The organism is Thalassotalea euphylliae, assembly GCF_003390375.1.
Taxonomy (GTDB): Bacteria; Pseudomonadota; Gammaproteobacteria; order Enterobacterales; family Alteromonadaceae; genus Thalassotalea_F; species Thalassotalea_F euphylliae_A.
On record NZ_QUOT01000001.1, the window covers coordinates 3,951,237 to 3,967,175 of the forward strand.

The 15,939-nt window shown below is 42.8% G+C and carries 12 protein-coding genes and 5 tRNA genes; 14 read left to right on the forward strand and 3 right to left on the reverse strand.

Annotation, left to right across the window (positions count from 1 at the left end):
- Window positions 1–2: 2 nt before the first annotated feature.
- Genes guaD through puuE form a run of 3 tightly spaced genes read left to right on the forward strand, consistent with a single transcriptional unit; the run spans window position 3 to window position 3,632 of the window.
- On the forward strand, window positions 3–1,394 hold the full coding sequence (guaD, locus tag DXX94_RS17295) for a guanine deaminase (RefSeq protein ID WP_116017821.1): 1,392 nt from the start codon (window positions 3–5) through the stop codon (window positions 1,392–1,394).
- On the forward strand, window positions 1,394–2,659 hold the full coding sequence (locus DXX94_RS17300) for a urate hydroxylase PuuD (RefSeq protein ID WP_116017823.1): 1,266 nt from the start codon (window positions 1,394–1,396) through the stop codon (window positions 2,657–2,659). The genes guaD and DXX94_RS17300 overlap by 1 nt, the downstream gene beginning before the upstream one ends.
- Window positions 2,660–2,663: 4 nt before the next feature.
- A complete protein-coding gene (puuE, locus tag DXX94_RS17305; RefSeq protein ID WP_116017825.1) occupies window positions 2,664–3,632 on the forward strand; it encodes an allantoinase PuuE in 969 nt (322 codons plus the stop codon).
- A gap of 153 nt (window positions 3,633–3,785) precedes the next feature.
- On the opposite strand, the gene DXX94_RS17310 is transcribed toward puuE, so the two are convergent.
- The 3 genes from DXX94_RS17310 to folD all read right to left on the reverse strand — a co-directional run bounded on the left by DXX94_RS17310 (window position 3,786) and on the right by folD (window position 5,958).
- Complete coding sequence (locus DXX94_RS17310) at window positions 3,786–4,385, reverse strand: Yip1 family protein (RefSeq protein WP_116000861.1); 600 nt, start codon at window positions 4,383–4,385, stop codon at window positions 3,786–3,788.
- A 271-nt stretch (window positions 4,386–4,656) separates the two neighbouring features.
- Window positions 4,657–4,932 carry a hypothetical protein gene (locus DXX94_RS17315; RefSeq protein WP_116017827.1) on the reverse strand — a complete coding sequence of 92 codons (276 nt, stop codon included), beginning with the start codon at window positions 4,930–4,932 and terminating at the stop codon, window positions 4,657–4,659.
- Window positions 4,933–5,100: 168 nt separating this feature from the next.
- A complete protein-coding gene (gene folD / locus DXX94_RS17320; protein WP_116017829.1) occupies window positions 5,101–5,958 on the reverse strand; it encodes a bifunctional methylenetetrahydrofolate dehydrogenase/methenyltetrahydrofolate cyclohydrolase FolD in 858 nt (285 codons plus the stop codon).
- Window positions 5,959–6,273: 315 nt separating this feature from the next.
- On the opposite strand from folD, the gene DXX94_RS17325 reads away from it, so the two are divergent.
- From DXX94_RS17325 to DXX94_RS17375, 11 genes are all read left to right on the forward strand, one after another.
- Window positions 6,274–6,350: transfer RNA gene (locus DXX94_RS17325), tRNA-Pro, on the forward strand.
- A 54-nt stretch (window positions 6,351–6,404) separates the two neighbouring features.
- A tRNA-Arg gene (locus tag DXX94_RS17330) sits at window positions 6,405–6,481 on the forward strand.
- Between the two features lie 7 nt (window positions 6,482–6,488).
- Window positions 6,489–6,564, forward strand: a tRNA-His gene (locus DXX94_RS17335).
- A gap of 8 nt (window positions 6,565–6,572) precedes the next feature.
- A tRNA-Pro gene (locus DXX94_RS17340) sits at window positions 6,573–6,649 on the forward strand.
- Between the two features lie 103 nt (window positions 6,650–6,752).
- Window positions 6,753–6,829 (forward strand) — tRNA-Pro (locus DXX94_RS17345).
- A gap of 500 nt (window positions 6,830–7,329) precedes the next feature.
- The gene (gene tig / locus DXX94_RS17350; RefSeq protein ID WP_116017831.1) at window positions 7,330–8,637 is read left to right on the forward strand and encodes a trigger factor; all 1,308 of its coding nucleotides are present in this window, start codon (window positions 7,330–7,332) and stop codon (window positions 8,635–8,637) included.
- Window positions 8,638–8,725: 88 nt separating this feature from the next.
- On the forward strand, window positions 8,726–9,367 hold the full coding sequence (gene clpP / locus DXX94_RS17355) for an ATP-dependent Clp endopeptidase proteolytic subunit ClpP (protein WP_281269084.1): 642 nt from the start codon (window positions 8,726–8,728) through the stop codon (window positions 9,365–9,367).
- A gap of 80 nt (window positions 9,368–9,447) precedes the next feature.
- Complete coding sequence (gene clpX / locus DXX94_RS17360) at window positions 9,448–10,728, forward strand: ATP-dependent protease ATP-binding subunit ClpX (RefSeq protein WP_116017833.1); 1,281 nt, start codon at window positions 9,448–9,450, stop codon at window positions 10,726–10,728.
- A 207-nt stretch (window positions 10,729–10,935) separates the two neighbouring features.
- Window positions 10,936–13,287, forward strand: a complete 2,352-nt coding sequence (gene lon, locus DXX94_RS17365; RefSeq protein WP_116017835.1) for an endopeptidase La — start codon at window positions 10,936–10,938, stop codon at window positions 13,285–13,287.
- 284 nt (window positions 13,288–13,571) lie between these two features.
- Entirely contained in the window at window positions 13,572–13,844 is a 273-nt protein-coding gene (gene hupB, locus DXX94_RS17370) for a nucleoid-associated protein HU-beta (RefSeq protein WP_116000852.1), read from the forward strand.
- Between the two features lie 184 nt (window positions 13,845–14,028).
- Window positions 14,029–15,936 carry a SurA N-terminal domain-containing protein gene (locus tag DXX94_RS17375; protein WP_116017837.1) on the forward strand — a complete coding sequence of 636 codons (1,908 nt, stop codon included), beginning with the start codon at window positions 14,029–14,031 and terminating at the stop codon, window positions 15,934–15,936.
- Window positions 15,937–15,939: the final 3 nt, after the last annotated feature.

Consider the following 15,939-nt stretch of genomic DNA (forward strand, 5'->3'; position numbering starts at 1 on the left):
TGATGACTACAGCTAATAAAATTCGCGTTATTTGCGGCGATATTCTTGATTTTGTTGATGACCCAGCCGTTGCTGGCGACAAGGCTTATCGCTACTTTGAGCAAGGCGCGTTAGTGATTCAAGATGGCAAAGTGGCCGACCTTGGCTTCGAGCGAGACATTTTACCAAGCCTAGCGTTAGCTTATCCAGATCAGCTAATCGACACTAAACGTTATACTGGGCGTTTGATTATCCCCGGCATGATCGATACGCATATTCACCTGCCACAAACTGAAATGATAGGGGCTTACGGCGAACAGTTATTAACTTGGTTAACTGAATATGCCTTTCCAACGGAAAAAAAGTTTGCTGATGAAGACTATGCACGGCAGGTGTCTCAGCGCTTTATTGATGAATTGCTGCGCAATGGTACAACTAGTGCGCTGGTGTTTGGTACTGTCCACCCACAATCAGTGAATGCTTTCTTTAGTGAAGCACAGCAACGAAAACTGCGCATGATTGCCGGTAAAGTGATGATGGACAGAAACTGCCCTGAAGATTTATCAGACTGCCCAGAATCTAGCTATCAAGACTCAAAAGCCTTGATTGAAAAATGGCATAACGTTGATCGCCTTAGCTACGCTGTAACACCACGCTTTGCGCCAACCTCTAGCCCAGAGCAATTAGCAAAATGTACGCAGTTGCTTGAAGAGTATCCCGACGTTTACTTACATACCCATTTATCGGAAAACAAAGACGAATGTGCTTGGGTTAAAGAGCTCTTCCCAGAAAGTGAAGATTACCTTGGTGTATATGAAGATGCAGGGTTAGTGCGCAGACGCTCAGTGTTTGCGCACTCTATTCACCTTGCCGAGCGCGAGCTTGATTGCTTGGCGAAAACACAGGCATCGGTATCTCACTGTTCGACATCAAACCTGTTTCTTGGCTCTGGTTTATTTAATCTCAAAGCCTGTGAAAAACGCGGCATTCACGTTGGTATGGGCACCGATGTTGGCGCAGGTACCAGCTTTTCTATGCTGCAAACTGGTAATGAAGCTTACAAAATTCAACAGTTGCAAGGGGAGAAATTCTCTGCGTTTAAAGGGCTTTATTTAGCAACCCTAGGCGGGGCTAGAGCGCTCGATTTAGAGGGAACTATTGGTAATTTCAATACTGGCTGTGAAGCGGATTTTGTCGTTTTAGACTATCAAGCAACGCCATTTTTAAGCTTCAGATTGAAAGAGGCGAAAACCTTACACGAACGTTTATTTGCCATTATGATGCTAGGGGATGACCGCTGTATTGAAGCCACCTATATCCTCGGTGAAAAAGCCTACAAGCGCGATGGTCAGCCACAATTTAAACCAACGCTAGCAGATATTAGCGAGCCCTCTGTTCTTAAGGAGGTGAGTTAATGGTGTTGGAAGCATTGGGATTAGCTGGGTTAGAAAACTACTTTTTTGAGCTAGCACACCTCGTTTTACGTTATTTTCACGTTATTGCGGGTATCGCTTGGATAGGTGCATCGTTTTACTTTGTTTGGCTCGACAACAATTTACAAACACCGCCCAAATGGAAGCAAGACAAAGGGATCCGTGGTGATTTATGGGCCATTCATGGTGGTGGCTTCTACGAGGTCGCTAAATATCAAAACGGCCCAGAGCAAATGCCCAGCACTTTGCATTGGTTTAAATGGGAAGCTTATACCACCTGGATTTCCGGTATTTTACTGTTTTCATTGTTGTACTATGTGGGCGCTGACGCTTATTTACTGGACAGCAATAAAACCAGTTTAGATAAAGCTAGCGCAATTGCTGTGTCATTAGCCATTATTGGCTCTGGCTATGTCATTTACCGTCTACTGTGCAAGTCACCGTTGGTTGATAATGGTAAATTGTTTGCGCTCGTCGCAATTGGCTTACTGGCTTTGTACAGTTGGGGGCTCGACCAATTATTTACCGATCGCGCCGTCTATATTCATATTGGCGCGATTATCGGTACTTGTATGGCGGGTAATGTTTACCATGTCATCATGCCAAGTCAGCGTTATATGGTTGCGGAAGTCGAAGCAGGTCGCATTCCAGACTCTGCACCTGGCTTGAAAGCTAAGTTGTGCTCGGTTCACAACAACTATGCAACGCTACCCGTTATTTTCATTATGCTCTCGAATCACTTTGCGTATACCTATAGCCACCCTTATGGCTGGTTAATTCTGGTGGCTTTGTTTGTGATTGGTATGTGGATTCGCCACTTTTTTAATTTAAAACATCAAGGTGTATACAAACCGCAAGTGTTCGTTGGTGGTGTTGCCGCCTTTTTGGCTTTGATGTTAGTGATTGCCCCTTGGCATGTGGTGAAAACGCAAAATCACTTAGCGAGTGAAGCCATTAGCGATCAGCAAGCATGGCAGATCATTGATAAACACTGCACTGAATGTCATAGCCAAACGCCGCGCTCTCAGCTGTTCCAGACGGCACCCAATGGATTTATTTTGGATTCCGTCGCACAGGCAAAGAAGCTAAGTGCCTTTATTCATAGCCGCGCCATTGTTAATCGCGATATGCCTTTGGGGAATATGACCAAAATGACGGAGGATGAACGTCAACAATTAGCAATTTGGTTGGTAGGGCTTGCGGGGAGCAAGGACGAATTGGCGAACAATACAGAAGCCGGGGGCTAGACCAGTGACTGATAATAATAGCTCAAGTTATGACAACTACCCGCGCGACTTGATTGGTTATGGCAGCAAACCGATTCATGCTAACTGGCCAAACAAGGCGAGAATTGCTGTACAAGTAGTGATGAATTACGAAGAAGGGGGGGAAAACTCTGTGCTGCATGGCGACCCAGCAGCCGAAACTTTCTTGTCAGAAATTATTAATGCACCGCATGTAGAAGATCGTCATATGAGTATGGAGTCAATCTACGAATACGGCAGTCGTGCGGGTGTTTGGCGCTTACTTAGGCTGTTTGACAAGTACCAAATACCCGTTACCGTATTTGGCGTTGCGATGGCACTTAAACGCCATCCTGAGATAGCGCAGGCTTGCATGGCGGCGGGTCATGAAATTTGTAGTCATGGCCTGCGCTGGATTAATTACCAAAATATCGATATCGATACTGAACGCCAGCATATGCAAGCGGCCATCGAGATCATTGAGCAGATCACCGGGGAAAAGCCCAAGGGTTGGTATACTGGACGCACAAGCCCTAATACTGGTCAGCTAGTGGCAGAAAATGGTGAGTTCCTTTATGACGCCGATGATTACAGCGACGATCTGCCATTTTGGCGGGAAGTAGCCATTGGCGAACAGGGTGAAACCAAACCACAGTTAATCGTACCTTACACTTTGGATGTAAATGATATGCGCTTTGCGGCAGTTCAGGGGTTTAATGCGGGCGATCAATTCTTTAATTACCTAAAAGACGCCTTTGATGCCTTGTATGAAGAAGGCGATCCCAATGGTGAAAATCGCCCGAAAATGATGTCGATAGGTTTGCACTGTCGTTTGATTGGTCGTCCGGGACGTATCAAAGCGCTAGAACGGTTTTTCCAATATGCGCAGTCATTAGACCATGTGTGGTTTGCCCGCCGTATTGATATTGCAGAGCATTGGCATAAAACCCATCCCTTTAAAAGTAGTTCAGCATAAGGGTGCTTCAGCTTGCTTGGCTTGTATAGCTTAGTTAGTTGGGCATAAAAAAACGACGTCACTGTAGCTTAAAAAAGCGGGGAGATAATGACGTCGTTTTATATTTCAAAGCTTCAACTAGTTTTAAATATTGGTTTTAAATGAATATGTGCGCTAAGCAACGTACTCTGGACCAAAGCCCATACTCCATAAAATGGCAGTTGCTGCCATAATGGTTACCAGCAATACTAAACCGCAAGTAACCACTGAACTAGAGTAAATAAAGCCTTTTTCTTCAGGAATGTTCATCATAATCGGCACACCTGAATAAAGCAGGTAAACCGAGTAACAAATTGCCAACATGCCCGCTGTAACCACAAACCAAAGCACAGGGAATAGGGCCGTAACACCGACCATCAGCAAAGGTGTTGCTGTGTAGGCGGCAAGTTCTAGTGATTGTGTGTAGCTAGGATCTGAATCAAAGGTTTTGGCCATCCAATGAATTAGATAGGCAAGTGCAAAAACTCCCGCAATCAACGCTCCATACATGCCTACCGACATGACTAGTGCACTTTGTTCTGTCAATTTAATCACGTCAGCAGCACCGATTGACCAACCAATATGAGCGGCAGCGTAATAGCCACAAATTGATGGAATTAAGGCGATGGTTAGTATGTGTGCCAGGCTATAGAACAAGCTTTCGTGACGTTTTTCAATGGTGTGCCATTCTTCTTTTGGGTGAGCATAAAGCCCCCAGATATGATTTAAGATCATAGTTGTACCTCTCGCAGTCCCCGATTTTCGTTAATTGCGTTTTGTTTTTGTTATTCGCAACACTATTGGTATGTACAAGGTGTTTATGTACAAAGTCGATGTATGTATTTTTTTAATGTCGACTATTTATTTATGTAATATGGCGAGGAATTCGTCAAGAGGTGATTAAAAAATAAACGCCGCGTACGATTTAAATCAATAAAATAAATCCTGCATGATACTTTTTATCTAAGGTTTCGCTAGTAAATAGGCCAACTAGTGTCGATTCCGCCTAAGCAATTTTGATTCTGACGATATTCATTATTTCCATTTCAAAGCCTGCGACGGTCTCTGTGCTTGGGTAATAGGTGATATTAACTCGTTGTCCTTGCAAGCTTCGGTAATGTTTTTTGCGCTTATATTTGAAGGGAACGTCAATATTGTCCAACATCAAAGTATTTACAATCCAGTCATCATCTTCACGCTGCACATGGGAAACCACTTTAATTGATTCTGAGTGGGTTAGGTTTTGGTGGGATGAAAGCAATTGTTTAACCTGTTCGCCCATATTATTGCTCCTTGTTATTGCCTCTTGTTGAGAACGGCTAGATTAAGAAATGCCAGCCTGTAGAGAAAAAGCGTCGATTGACGCTTTTTCTCTTGTTCTATTAGCTGATATATCAGCTATTGTCTTTTCGGTAGTGACTTCAGTTTAGTAATGGCAAATAAGAGCTCGCTAGTTTGCACCGAACTCTTCACAGGCGATCAATGTATTTTCTATTAAGCTTGCAACAGTCATAGGGCCAACACCACCAGGTACAGGTGTAATGTAATCAGCTTTATCTTTAGCAACACCAAATTCAACATCACCAACTAATTTACCCGACTCAAGGCGGTTGATACCAACATCAATCACAATGGCACCTTTTTTTATCCAATCGCCTAGAATAAATTCAGGCTTACCTACGGCGACGACTAGCAAGTCAGCTTGGCGAACTTTACTTTCTAAGTCTTTCGTAAAACGATGAGTGGTTGTTACCGTACAGCCAGCTAGCAGTAGCTCAAGTGTCATCGGTCGGCCTACTATATTAGAAGCACCAACAACAACGGCTTCTAAGCCATGAGGTTTAATACCGGTTGATTCGATTAATGTGACAATACCTTTTGGCGTGCAAGGGCGAAGGCCAGGTTGACGCAGCGCTAGTTTACCTACATTAGAAGGGTGGAAACCGTCTACATCCTTTTGCGGGTTGATATGTTCGATCACTAAATTGGGATCTAAACCGTCGGGTAAAGGCAGTTGCACTAAAATACCATCAACAGCATCGTCGTTATTTAATTCTTCAATTAGCGCCAGTAATTCTTTTTCAGACGTGCTTGAAGGCAAGTCGTATGAGCGAGAAACAAAACCAACTTCCTCACAAGCTCTGCGTTTGCTGCCAACGTATACTTCTGATGCAGGGTCATTACCAACCAAAATAACCGCCAATCCCGGTGCTCGTTTTCCTTGATTTATTCGCGCTGCTACTTTCTCTTTCACCGAAGTACGAATACTCTGTGCGATAGCTTTTCCGTCAATAAGTTGTGCTGTCATAGTTCTTTAATAGGTAGAGGATTAATTCACGCTAATATTTTTGCATAAAAGCCGAGCTTGTTGTAACAACAAAACGCATAATTACGAAAAAAGCTGAGCTATGTCAGTTGTTATCGCAAAATAAGTTAAGTGATCTAAATATTCATTAGAAACATAGTGTTTATAGCTAAAAAATTAGCATTTATTTGCTTTTTTAGACGTTGTGGCGAAAAGGTGAGCGGTTGAAATAAATTTTTAAAAAAGTGTTTGACGAGTAAAGGGTGGGTCGGTAATATGCGCACCCGTTGAAGGCAACAAGGCTTTTAACAACACTGTCGGTGATTAGCGCAGCTTGGTAGCGCACTTGGTTTGGGTCCAAGGGGTCGTAGGTTCAAATCCTACATCACCGACCACTTTCTTTTTTCTTTCACAAGGTTAAAAGAAAGCTATGCACTTGTAGGTGATGTGCGCCCTTAGCTCAGCTGGATAGAGCAACGGCCTTCTAAGCCGTGGGTCGCAGGTTCAAATCCTGCAGGGCGTGCCATACAATGGTGGCTATAGCTCAGTTGGTAGAGCCCCGGATTGTGATTCCGGTTGTCGTGGGTTCAAGTCCCATTAGCCACCCCATCTTTCGTCGGTGATTAGCGCAGCTTGGTAGCGCACTTGGTTTGGGTCCAAGGGGTCGTAGGTTCAAATCCTACATCACCGACCACTCTTTCAGATTTTAGCTTTTATAGTGTTATCATCAGCGTAATTTAAGATGCTAAAATTTAAAGTGGTTCGAATTAGAATACTTCGATTACCATTACCTTTGTCGGTGATTAGCGCAGCTTGGTAGCGCACTTGGTTTGGGTCCAAGGGGTCGTAGGTTCAAATCCTACATCACCGACCACTTTCTCTCTCTCTTTCTTTAATCGTAATTTGATCAAGTAATCTCCCAAAGAACCATAGTTTCACACTCGATATTACCGATTACTTTGCCATTATTACTTTGCTGGTAAGTGGTTTGGGAATTCCTATAATACTCAGTTGGATCATGCTCTACCTCGCCCAGCAATTTACTTAACGATTTTGGTCGTATTTCTTTTTTATCGGGTAAATTCTCATTAGATCAGTGAATTAGCGTAAACACCTTAGAAATGCGCTAATTTTGCTACTATCTTGTTGAAAAATTTAAGAATATAAAATAATCAGGCGATAAACTCGACTCTTGCAAAAAGCATGGCTATAATTGCGCGTCATTAATTTTAATATGAGCATCATTTATTCAGGTGTTTCCTAGCTCAACTGGCATAGACCACAAGGGCTGACAGCATTTTCATGGTGAGAATTTGCTTGGATAGATAGATGGAAAATAGGAAGCGTGTTCAAACGCTAAATTGAGGTATATAAATGCAAGTTTCTGTTGAGACTACACAAGGTTTGGAACGCCGTTTAACGATTTCTGTTCCTGCTGAAAAAGTAGATGTTGAAGTTAAAAACCGTCTTCGCCAATTAGCTAAGACCCAACGCATCAATGGTTTCCGTCCTGGTAAAGTTCCACCATCAGTTATTCAAAAGCGTTACGGCAAGGCAGTTCGTGAAGAGATCACTGGTGAGTTAATGCAACGTAACTTCGTTGAAGCAATCATCGAAGAAAAGATCAACCCAGCGGGTCGCCCTAACTTCGAAGCGAAAAGCAACGAAGATGGCAAACCATTCGAATTCGAAGCAACGTTCGAAGTATACCCAGAAGTCGAAATCAAAGATTTAGAAAAAATCGCTGTTGAGCGCCCAGTTACTGAAGTAACTGATGCTGACATCGATGAAATGTTCGTTACACTTCAAAACCAACACAAAACGTGGAAAGAAAACAAGCGTAAGTCTAAGAAAGGCGACAAGCTAACTATCGACTTCTTAGGTCGTGTTGACGGTGAAGAGTTTGAAGGTGGTAAAGCTGAAGGTTTCGAACTTGAGCTTGGTTCTGGCCGCATGATCCCAGGTTTCGAAAAAGAAATCACTGGCATGAAAGTAGGTGAAGAGCAAACGATTAAAGTAACTTTCCCTGAAGACTACCACGCTGAAAACCTAAAAGGTAAAGAAGCTGAATTCGATATTAAAGTACTTAAAACTGAAGGCCCTGAGCTTCCAGAAGTTAACGATGAATTCGCTAAGCTTTTCGGTGTTGAAGAAGGTGGCGTAGAAGCGCTTCGTGAAGAAGTTTCTAAAAACATGGCGCGTGAACTTGGTCAAGCAGTAAAAGCTAAGATCAAAGAGCAAGCAATCGAAGGTTTATTAGAAAACCACGAAGTTGAACTTCCTGCTGCGTTAATCGCACAAGAAGTAGACGTATTACGTCAGCAAGCACTACAGCGCTTCGGTGGTCAAATGGACCCTAAAAACTTACCTCAACTACCAGCTGAAATGTTCGAAGAGCAAGCGAAACGTCGCGTAAAAGTTGGTTTATTACTTGGTGAAATCATCAAAGTAAACGAGTTAAAAGTTGACGAAGCAAAAGTTGACGAGTTAATCGAAACTGCTGCATCTGCATACGAAGATCCAGCTGAAGTTATCGAGTACTACAAAAACAACAAAGAAATGCACCAGCAAATGCAAAACGTTGCATTAGAAGAGCAAGCGGTAGATTTCGTTGTTGAAAAAGCAAATGTTTCTGACAAAGAAGCAAGCTTCAAGGACATCATGAACCCTGAAGCAAAATAAGCTTTTCGTTGACAATACGCTAAGCAATAGCTTAAATGGCTTGTATGGATTCATATGAGCCATTTTTTTTACAAGTAAGGAAATTCCGTTGTTTACATCTCATCTAACTCATTCCCTTAACGAAAATAACAATATCGAAAATGCCCTAGTCCCAATGGTGGTCGAACAAACGGCAAAAGGGGAGCGCTCTTACGATATTTACTCGCGCCTGTTAAAAGAGCGTGTAATCTTCTTGTGCGGCCAGGTTGAAGACCATATGGCGAACCTAATCGTTGCACAGATGTTGTTTTTAGAGTCGGAAAGTCCAGAAAAAGACATCTTCTTATACATTAATTCACCAGGTGGCTCAGTAACGGCTGGTTTAGCTATCTACGACACCATGCAGTTTATCAAGCCTAATGTCAGCACTGTTTGTATTGGTCAAGCGGCTAGCATGGGCGCATTCTTGTTGTCTGGTGGTGAAAAAGGTAAACGTTACTGTCTGCCAAATTCACGCGTTATGATCCATCAGCCATTAGGTGGCTTCCAAGGTCAGGCGTCAGATTTTGAAATTCACGCAAAAGAAATTTTATACATTAAAGAGAAATTAAATCGCTTAATGGCGGATCATACTGGTAAGCCGCTTGAGCAAGTTGCGCAAGACACTGACCGCGATAATTTCTTAAGTGCACAAGATGCAGTTGAATATGGCTTAGTTGATGCCATATTAGAGCAAAGAGCTGACAAATAAGATTGTCATCTAAGCATTTTGTGAAATACTTAGTAAAACAGCGTGAATCATTTAGAAAGTTATAAATTTAGAGGTACCGTATGACCGATATTAAGAAAGGTGACGGTGATAGTGGAAAATTATTATATTGCTCTTTTTGTGGTAAGAGCCAACACGAAGTACGTAAATTAATTGCTGGTCCGTCAGTCTTTATTTGCGACGAGTGTGTTGAATTATGTAATGACATTATCCGCGAAGAAATCAAAGAAATTGCACCTAAGCAAGATAAAGAGTCACTGCCTTCACCAATGGACATTCGTGCAAGCCTTGATGACTATGTTATTGGTCAAGAGCACGCCAAGAAGGTATTAGCCGTAGCGGTATATAACCACTATAAGCGTTTGCGCAATGGCGATCAGCACAATGGTGTTGAGTTAAGCAAAAGTAATATCTTGCTGATTGGTCCTACCGGTAGTGGTAAAACACTATTGGCAGAAACGTTAGCACGCCTATTAGATGTGCCGTTTACGATGGCCGATGCGACCACATTAACTGAAGCGGGTTATGTAGGTGAAGATGTAGAAAACATCATTCAGAAGCTGCTACAAAAATGTGACTACGACGTTGAAAAAGCGCAACGTGGTATCGTGTACATTGATGAGATCGACAAGATTTCACGCAAGTCAGATAACCCTTCAATTACCCGTGATGTATCTGGTGAAGGTGTGCAGCAAGCACTGCTAAAACTGATTGAAGGCACCATAGCGTCAGTACCGCCGCAAGGTGGTCGTAAGCATCCTCAACAAGAGTTTTTGCAAGTAGATACGTCTAAAATCTTGTTTATCTGTGGCGGTGCATTTGCAGGCCTTGATAAAGTGATTGAGCAACGCTGTGAAACCGGCACGGGAATTGGTTTCGGTGCAGAAGTGCGCAGTAAAGAAGAAAACAAGTCGCTTACAGAGCGTTTCCAAGAAGTTGAGCCTGAAGATTTAGTGAAATACGGTTTAATTCCTGAATTCATCGGTCGTCTACCTGTGGTTGCTACGTTAAGTGAGCTTGATGAAGACGCGTTAATTCAAATCTTACAAGAGCCGAAAAATGCCTTAACTAAGCAGTTTACTGCCTTGTTTGATATGGAAGACGTTGAACTAGAGTTCAGAGAAGACGCGTTAAAAGCTATCGCGAACAAAGCCATGGTGCGTAAAACGGGTGCTCGTGGTTTGCGTTCAATAGTTGAAGGTGTGCTACTCGATACCATGTATGAGTTGCCGTCGATGGAGAATGCGTCGAAGGTCGTTGTTGACGAAACAGTGATTACTGGTGAGTCTAAGCCAATCATTATCTACGAAACGCCACAAGAACAAGCTGCATCAGATAGCTAAGTCTATTAAAGAGATAATGGTAAGTTCTCGTAATCGCACAAAAAAGAGCCTATAAGGCTCTTTTTTTTATTGCTTTGTTGAAAGTTATTTTAACATCCCCATATACTTTTTTATCGTATTGAATACTCGTTGAGTACTGCACTTGTTTTTTTCATGGGAAGAAAAGCAAGCTGCTGATTTCAGATTCTATTTCCAAGAGAGTTATCTATGACCAATGAATTATCCGGTGTAGTAGAAATCCCCGTATTGGCGTTAAGAGACGTCGTTGTCTATCCACAAATGGTGATTCCATTGTTTGTTGGTCGCGAAAAATCTATCCGCAGTTTAGATATTGCGATGGAAAGTGATAAGCAGGTGTTCCTAGTTGCACAAAAAGATGCTGCAATTGATGACCCAACGGCGAACGATGTATATGAAACGGGTACCGTTGCATCAATTCTTCAAATGCTTAAACTGCCTGACGGTACGGTAAAAGTACTTGTTGAAGGCGTTAAGCGCGCTCAAATCAAACAGTTTATCAATACTGAAGATTACTTTACCGCAGAAGTTGAATACATTGACTCGCAAAGCGACAGCGATGACAGCAGCGATGTTTTGGTGCGCTCTGCTATCTCTCAGTTTGAAGGCTATGTAAAGCTTAACAAGAAGATCCCTCCGGAAGTATTAACATCATTGTCAGGCATCGAAGACCCTGAGCAGCTGGCCGACACCATGGCAGCTCACATGCCACTAAAAATTAATGACAAGCAAAAGGTATTAGAAACTTCTAATGTCGCTGACCGCTTGGAATATTTAATGGCCTTGATGGAAGGTGAAATTGATTTATTGCAAGTTGAGAAGAAAATTCGTACTCGCGTGAAAAAGCAAATGGAAAAAAGCCAACGCGAGTATTACCTCAACGAGCAAATGAAGGCGATTCAAAAAGAGCTAGGCGAAATGGACGATGTGCCAGATGAAGCAGAGCAAATGCTTACACGCATTGAAGAAGCGCAAATGCCTGCGGAAGCCAAAGATAAAACGATGGCGGAGTACCAAAAGCTGAAAATGATGTCGACTATGTCGGCAGAAGCGACGGTAGTGCGCAGCTACATTGACTGGATGTGCAATGTTCCATGGAAAAAGCGCAGTAAGCTGAAAAAGAATTTAGCGTTAGCGGAAGAAGTCTTAGAGAAAGATCACTATGGCTTAGATAAGGTTAAAGAGCGCATTCTTGAGTACTTAGCGGTTCAACAGCGCGTAAGCAAATTAAAAGGACCTATTCTTTGTTTAGTTGGGCCTCCAGGTGTTGGTAAAACATCATTGGGTCAATCTATTGCCAAAGCTACTGGCCGTAAATATGTTCGCATGGCACTGGGTGGCGTGCGTGATGAAGCCGAGATTCGTGGCCACCGTCGTACCTACATTGGTAGCTTGCCTGGTAAGCTTATTCAAAAAATTGCTAAGGTTGGCGTGAAAAACCCGCTATTCCTATTAGATGAAATCGACAAGATGGCATCGGATATGCGCGGTGACCCAGCATCAGCATTATTAGAAGTACTAGATCCTGAGCAAAACACTAGCTTCAACGATCATTACTTAGAAGTGGATTACGATTTATCGGATGTTATGTTTGTTGCTACGTCAAATAGCATGAATATTCCTGGCCCGTTATTAGACCGTATGGAAGTGATTCGTTTATCTGGTTATACCGAAGACGAAAAGCTTAATATTGCCAAGCGTCATTTAGTACCTAAGCAAATCGAACGTAACGGTTTAAAAGCGAAAGAAGTCACCATTGACGATAGCGCGATTGTTGGCATCATCCGTTACTACACCCGAGAAGCGGGTGTGCGAAGCTTAGAGCGAGAGATTTCGAAGCTATGTCGTAAAGTGGTTAAAGCCATCTTGCTTGACAAACAAATCAAGCATATTGAAATCACGGATGAAAACTTAAGTGAATACTTGGGTGTGCAACGTTTTGACTACGGTAAAGCAGACGACCAAAACCGCATTGGCCAAGTGACGGGCTTAGCGTGGACATCGGTAGGCGGAGATTTATTGACTATCGAAACTGCTTCGAATGTTGGTAAAGGTAAACTCACTTACACAGGTTCACTCGGCGATGTGATGCAGGAATCTATTCAGGCAGCAATGACAGTGGTTCGCAGCCGCACTGAAAAACTTCGCATTAATGAAGATTTCTACGAAAAACGCGATATTCATGTGCACGTGCCAGAAGGGGCAACGCCAAAAGATGGTCCAAGCGCCGGTATTGGCATGTGTACCGCATTAGTTTCAAGCTTAACGGGCAACCCAGTTAAAGCAGATGTTGCTATGACGGGTGAAATTACCTTGCGAGGTGAAGTTTTAGCCATTGGCGGATTAAAAGAGAAGCTACTAGCGGCACATCGCGGTGGTATAAAAACGGTTGTTATTCCGAAAGATAACGAGCGTGATTTAAAAGAAATACCGGAAAACGTTAAGCAAGACCTCGCTATTCACCCTGTGAAATGGATTGACGAAGTGCTTGATATCGCCCTTGAACACCCTGTTGACACGTTCAAGGTTGATGAAAAATAAAGCAGTTACGTGTTTTTAGCGCAAGAAAAGCGGTGATTTTGTAAAAAAGTGGGAAAAAATTACAAATATCGCTTTTCAAACGCTGAAAACGTGGTAACTTAGAAACGCTGATAGCGCTAGCGCCCGTATACAAAGGGTTCTAGTCAAAGATAATAAAAATTTTATCTACTATTTTTTCTTTAACTCAGTGCTTGATGTTCAAAAAGAAGCTTGTTATAAACGTTTCTGCAGGACGCTAAAACAAACGATAGTGCTGAATAATAACAATTGAAGGGGAAGACACTGTGAATAAGTCTCAACTAATCGAGAAAATTGCTGCTGGCGCGGATATTTCAAAAGCTGCTGCTGGTCGTGCTTTAGACTCATTTATCGAAGCGGTTACTGAAGAATTAAAAAGCGGTGAGCAAGTTGCTCTAGTTGGCTTCGGTACATTCTCAGTACGTGACCGTGCTGCACGCACTGGCCGCAACCCACAAACGGGTGCAACGATTGAAATTTCTGCTGCAAAAATCCCATCTTTCAAAGCGGGTAAAGCGTTAAAAGACGCGTGTAACTAATCTATACAATTGATTTAGTTTCAAATGCAAGCATTCCAAAGACCACCATTAGGTGGTCTTTTCTTTTGTGCTGCACGCACTTAGTCAAAAAGCCTCAAGTTATCACCTGATGTTACTTCAAGCTGCTGGTTGCATCTGATAAAATCGCGCACACGAAACACACAAGAGTGTTAAAGAGAAGAAGATGTTAGAGAATATAAGAGAAAACTCTCAAGGAGTTATTGCTAAGGTTATCCTTGGCTTTATTATTTTAACTTTTGCGGTCGCTGGTATTGGCGGGTATAGCAGTAGTGTTGATACTTCTGTTGCAGAAGTTAATGGTGAGAAAATTTCCCAACAAGCTTTTGATCAAGCATACCAAGCACAGCGTAATCGTATGGCGCAGCAATTTGGCGATATGTTTGATACATTGTCAGCTGATCCTAGCTACATGGCGAATTTCCGCAACGGTGTATTAGATAACCTAATCAATGAAAAGCTTATTGATCAAAGTGTTCACGAGCTAGCTATTCGTGTTTCAGATGAAGACCTAAAGAAAACCATCCGTGAGATGCCTGAATTTCAGGTCAACGGTGTGTTCGACAATAACCGCTACTTAGCAATTATAAATCAATCGGGCTTCTTCCAGTCTTCTGATTTTCGCGATTACTTGCGTGTTGAGCTAACAAGACGTCAGCTTAGCCAAGCATTAGTGACAACTGAGTTCAGCCTACCGTACCAAACCGAGCAGTTAACCACGCTACAAAACCAGCTACGCGATGTTAAGTTTGCTACCATTTCTGCAGAGCAGTTTAAAGCGAAAGTCGAAGTTGCTGAGCAAGAGATTAGTGACTACTACCAAAGCAACCAAGTGATGTTTGAAAACCAAGAAAAAGTAAAGGTTGAATACGTTGCGCTTGATGTGGCAGATATCGCTAAAAATGTTGATGTGACATCAGAAGAAGTGAACACCTTTTATCGTGAAAACATTAACGAATTTACTAAGCAAGAGCAGCGCCGCGTTTCACATATTTTAGTCGAAGCTGGTGAAGATGAAGCTGCGGCAAAGCAGCAGGCTGAAGCTATTCTTGCTAGAATTCAGGCAGGTGAAGACTTCGCTGAATTAGCTAAAACTGAATCAGCCGATACATTCAGCGGTGAAAACGGTGGTGATCTAGAGTGGATCGAACGTGGTGTGATGGACGAAGCATTCGATGATGCTGCTTTTGCATTAGCAACTGCTGGTGATGTGAGCGGTGTTGTTCAAACAAGCTTTGGTTTTCATATTATCAAGTTAACCGAGTTAGTTGCCGAACAAATTCAATCTTTTGAAGAGGTTGAGCAAGAGTTAACGACTCGTGTTAAAAATGACGAAGCGCAGAATCAGTTCTTTGAATTGCAGCAAGAACTAGCGCGTGTAGCGTTTGAATTCCCTGACAGTTTAGATGATGCTGCTGGCGCGGTGAACGCAGAAGTGAAAACATCAGGCTGGCTTGCGCGTAACGTAAACCTTGCACCTTTTGATGCACCTAGTGTTATCGACGCTGCGTTTTCTGATTTAGTACTTAGCGAGAACTTAAACTCTGACGTGATTGAAGTAAACGATGGTCTTGTTATGGTTGTTCGCTTAGCTGAGCACCAACCTGCTGATGTTAAGCCGTTAAGTGAAGTGACAGCGCAAATTACTGCGTTGTTGACGAATGAGAAGGCAACAGCCGCGGCACAAACTTTAGTTGATGACTTAGTTGCCAAGTACAACAGTGGTGAGAGCATTGACGCTGAGTTAAGTGAAGCTGGCAGTAAGTTTGAAGAACAAGTCGCAATGGCGCGATTTGGCGCTGCGGTAGATAGCGCAATCGTTCGCAAGGCATTTACTTTGCCAAAACCAGCTGAAAATAGTATTGCTGCTGGCACAGCTACACTAGCAAATGGTGACTTAGCAATTGTGCAAGTGACTGCAGTTAAAGCAGGTAATAACGCGGCCAACCCTCAACTTGCTGAGCAAAAAGCTAATCAGTTGGCTCAGGAAACATACAAGGGTTACGTAGACTCATTAAAAGCTGATGCGAAAATTAGCCAACGCGAAAGTATTCAGGAAACGTCAGCTTTCTAATTA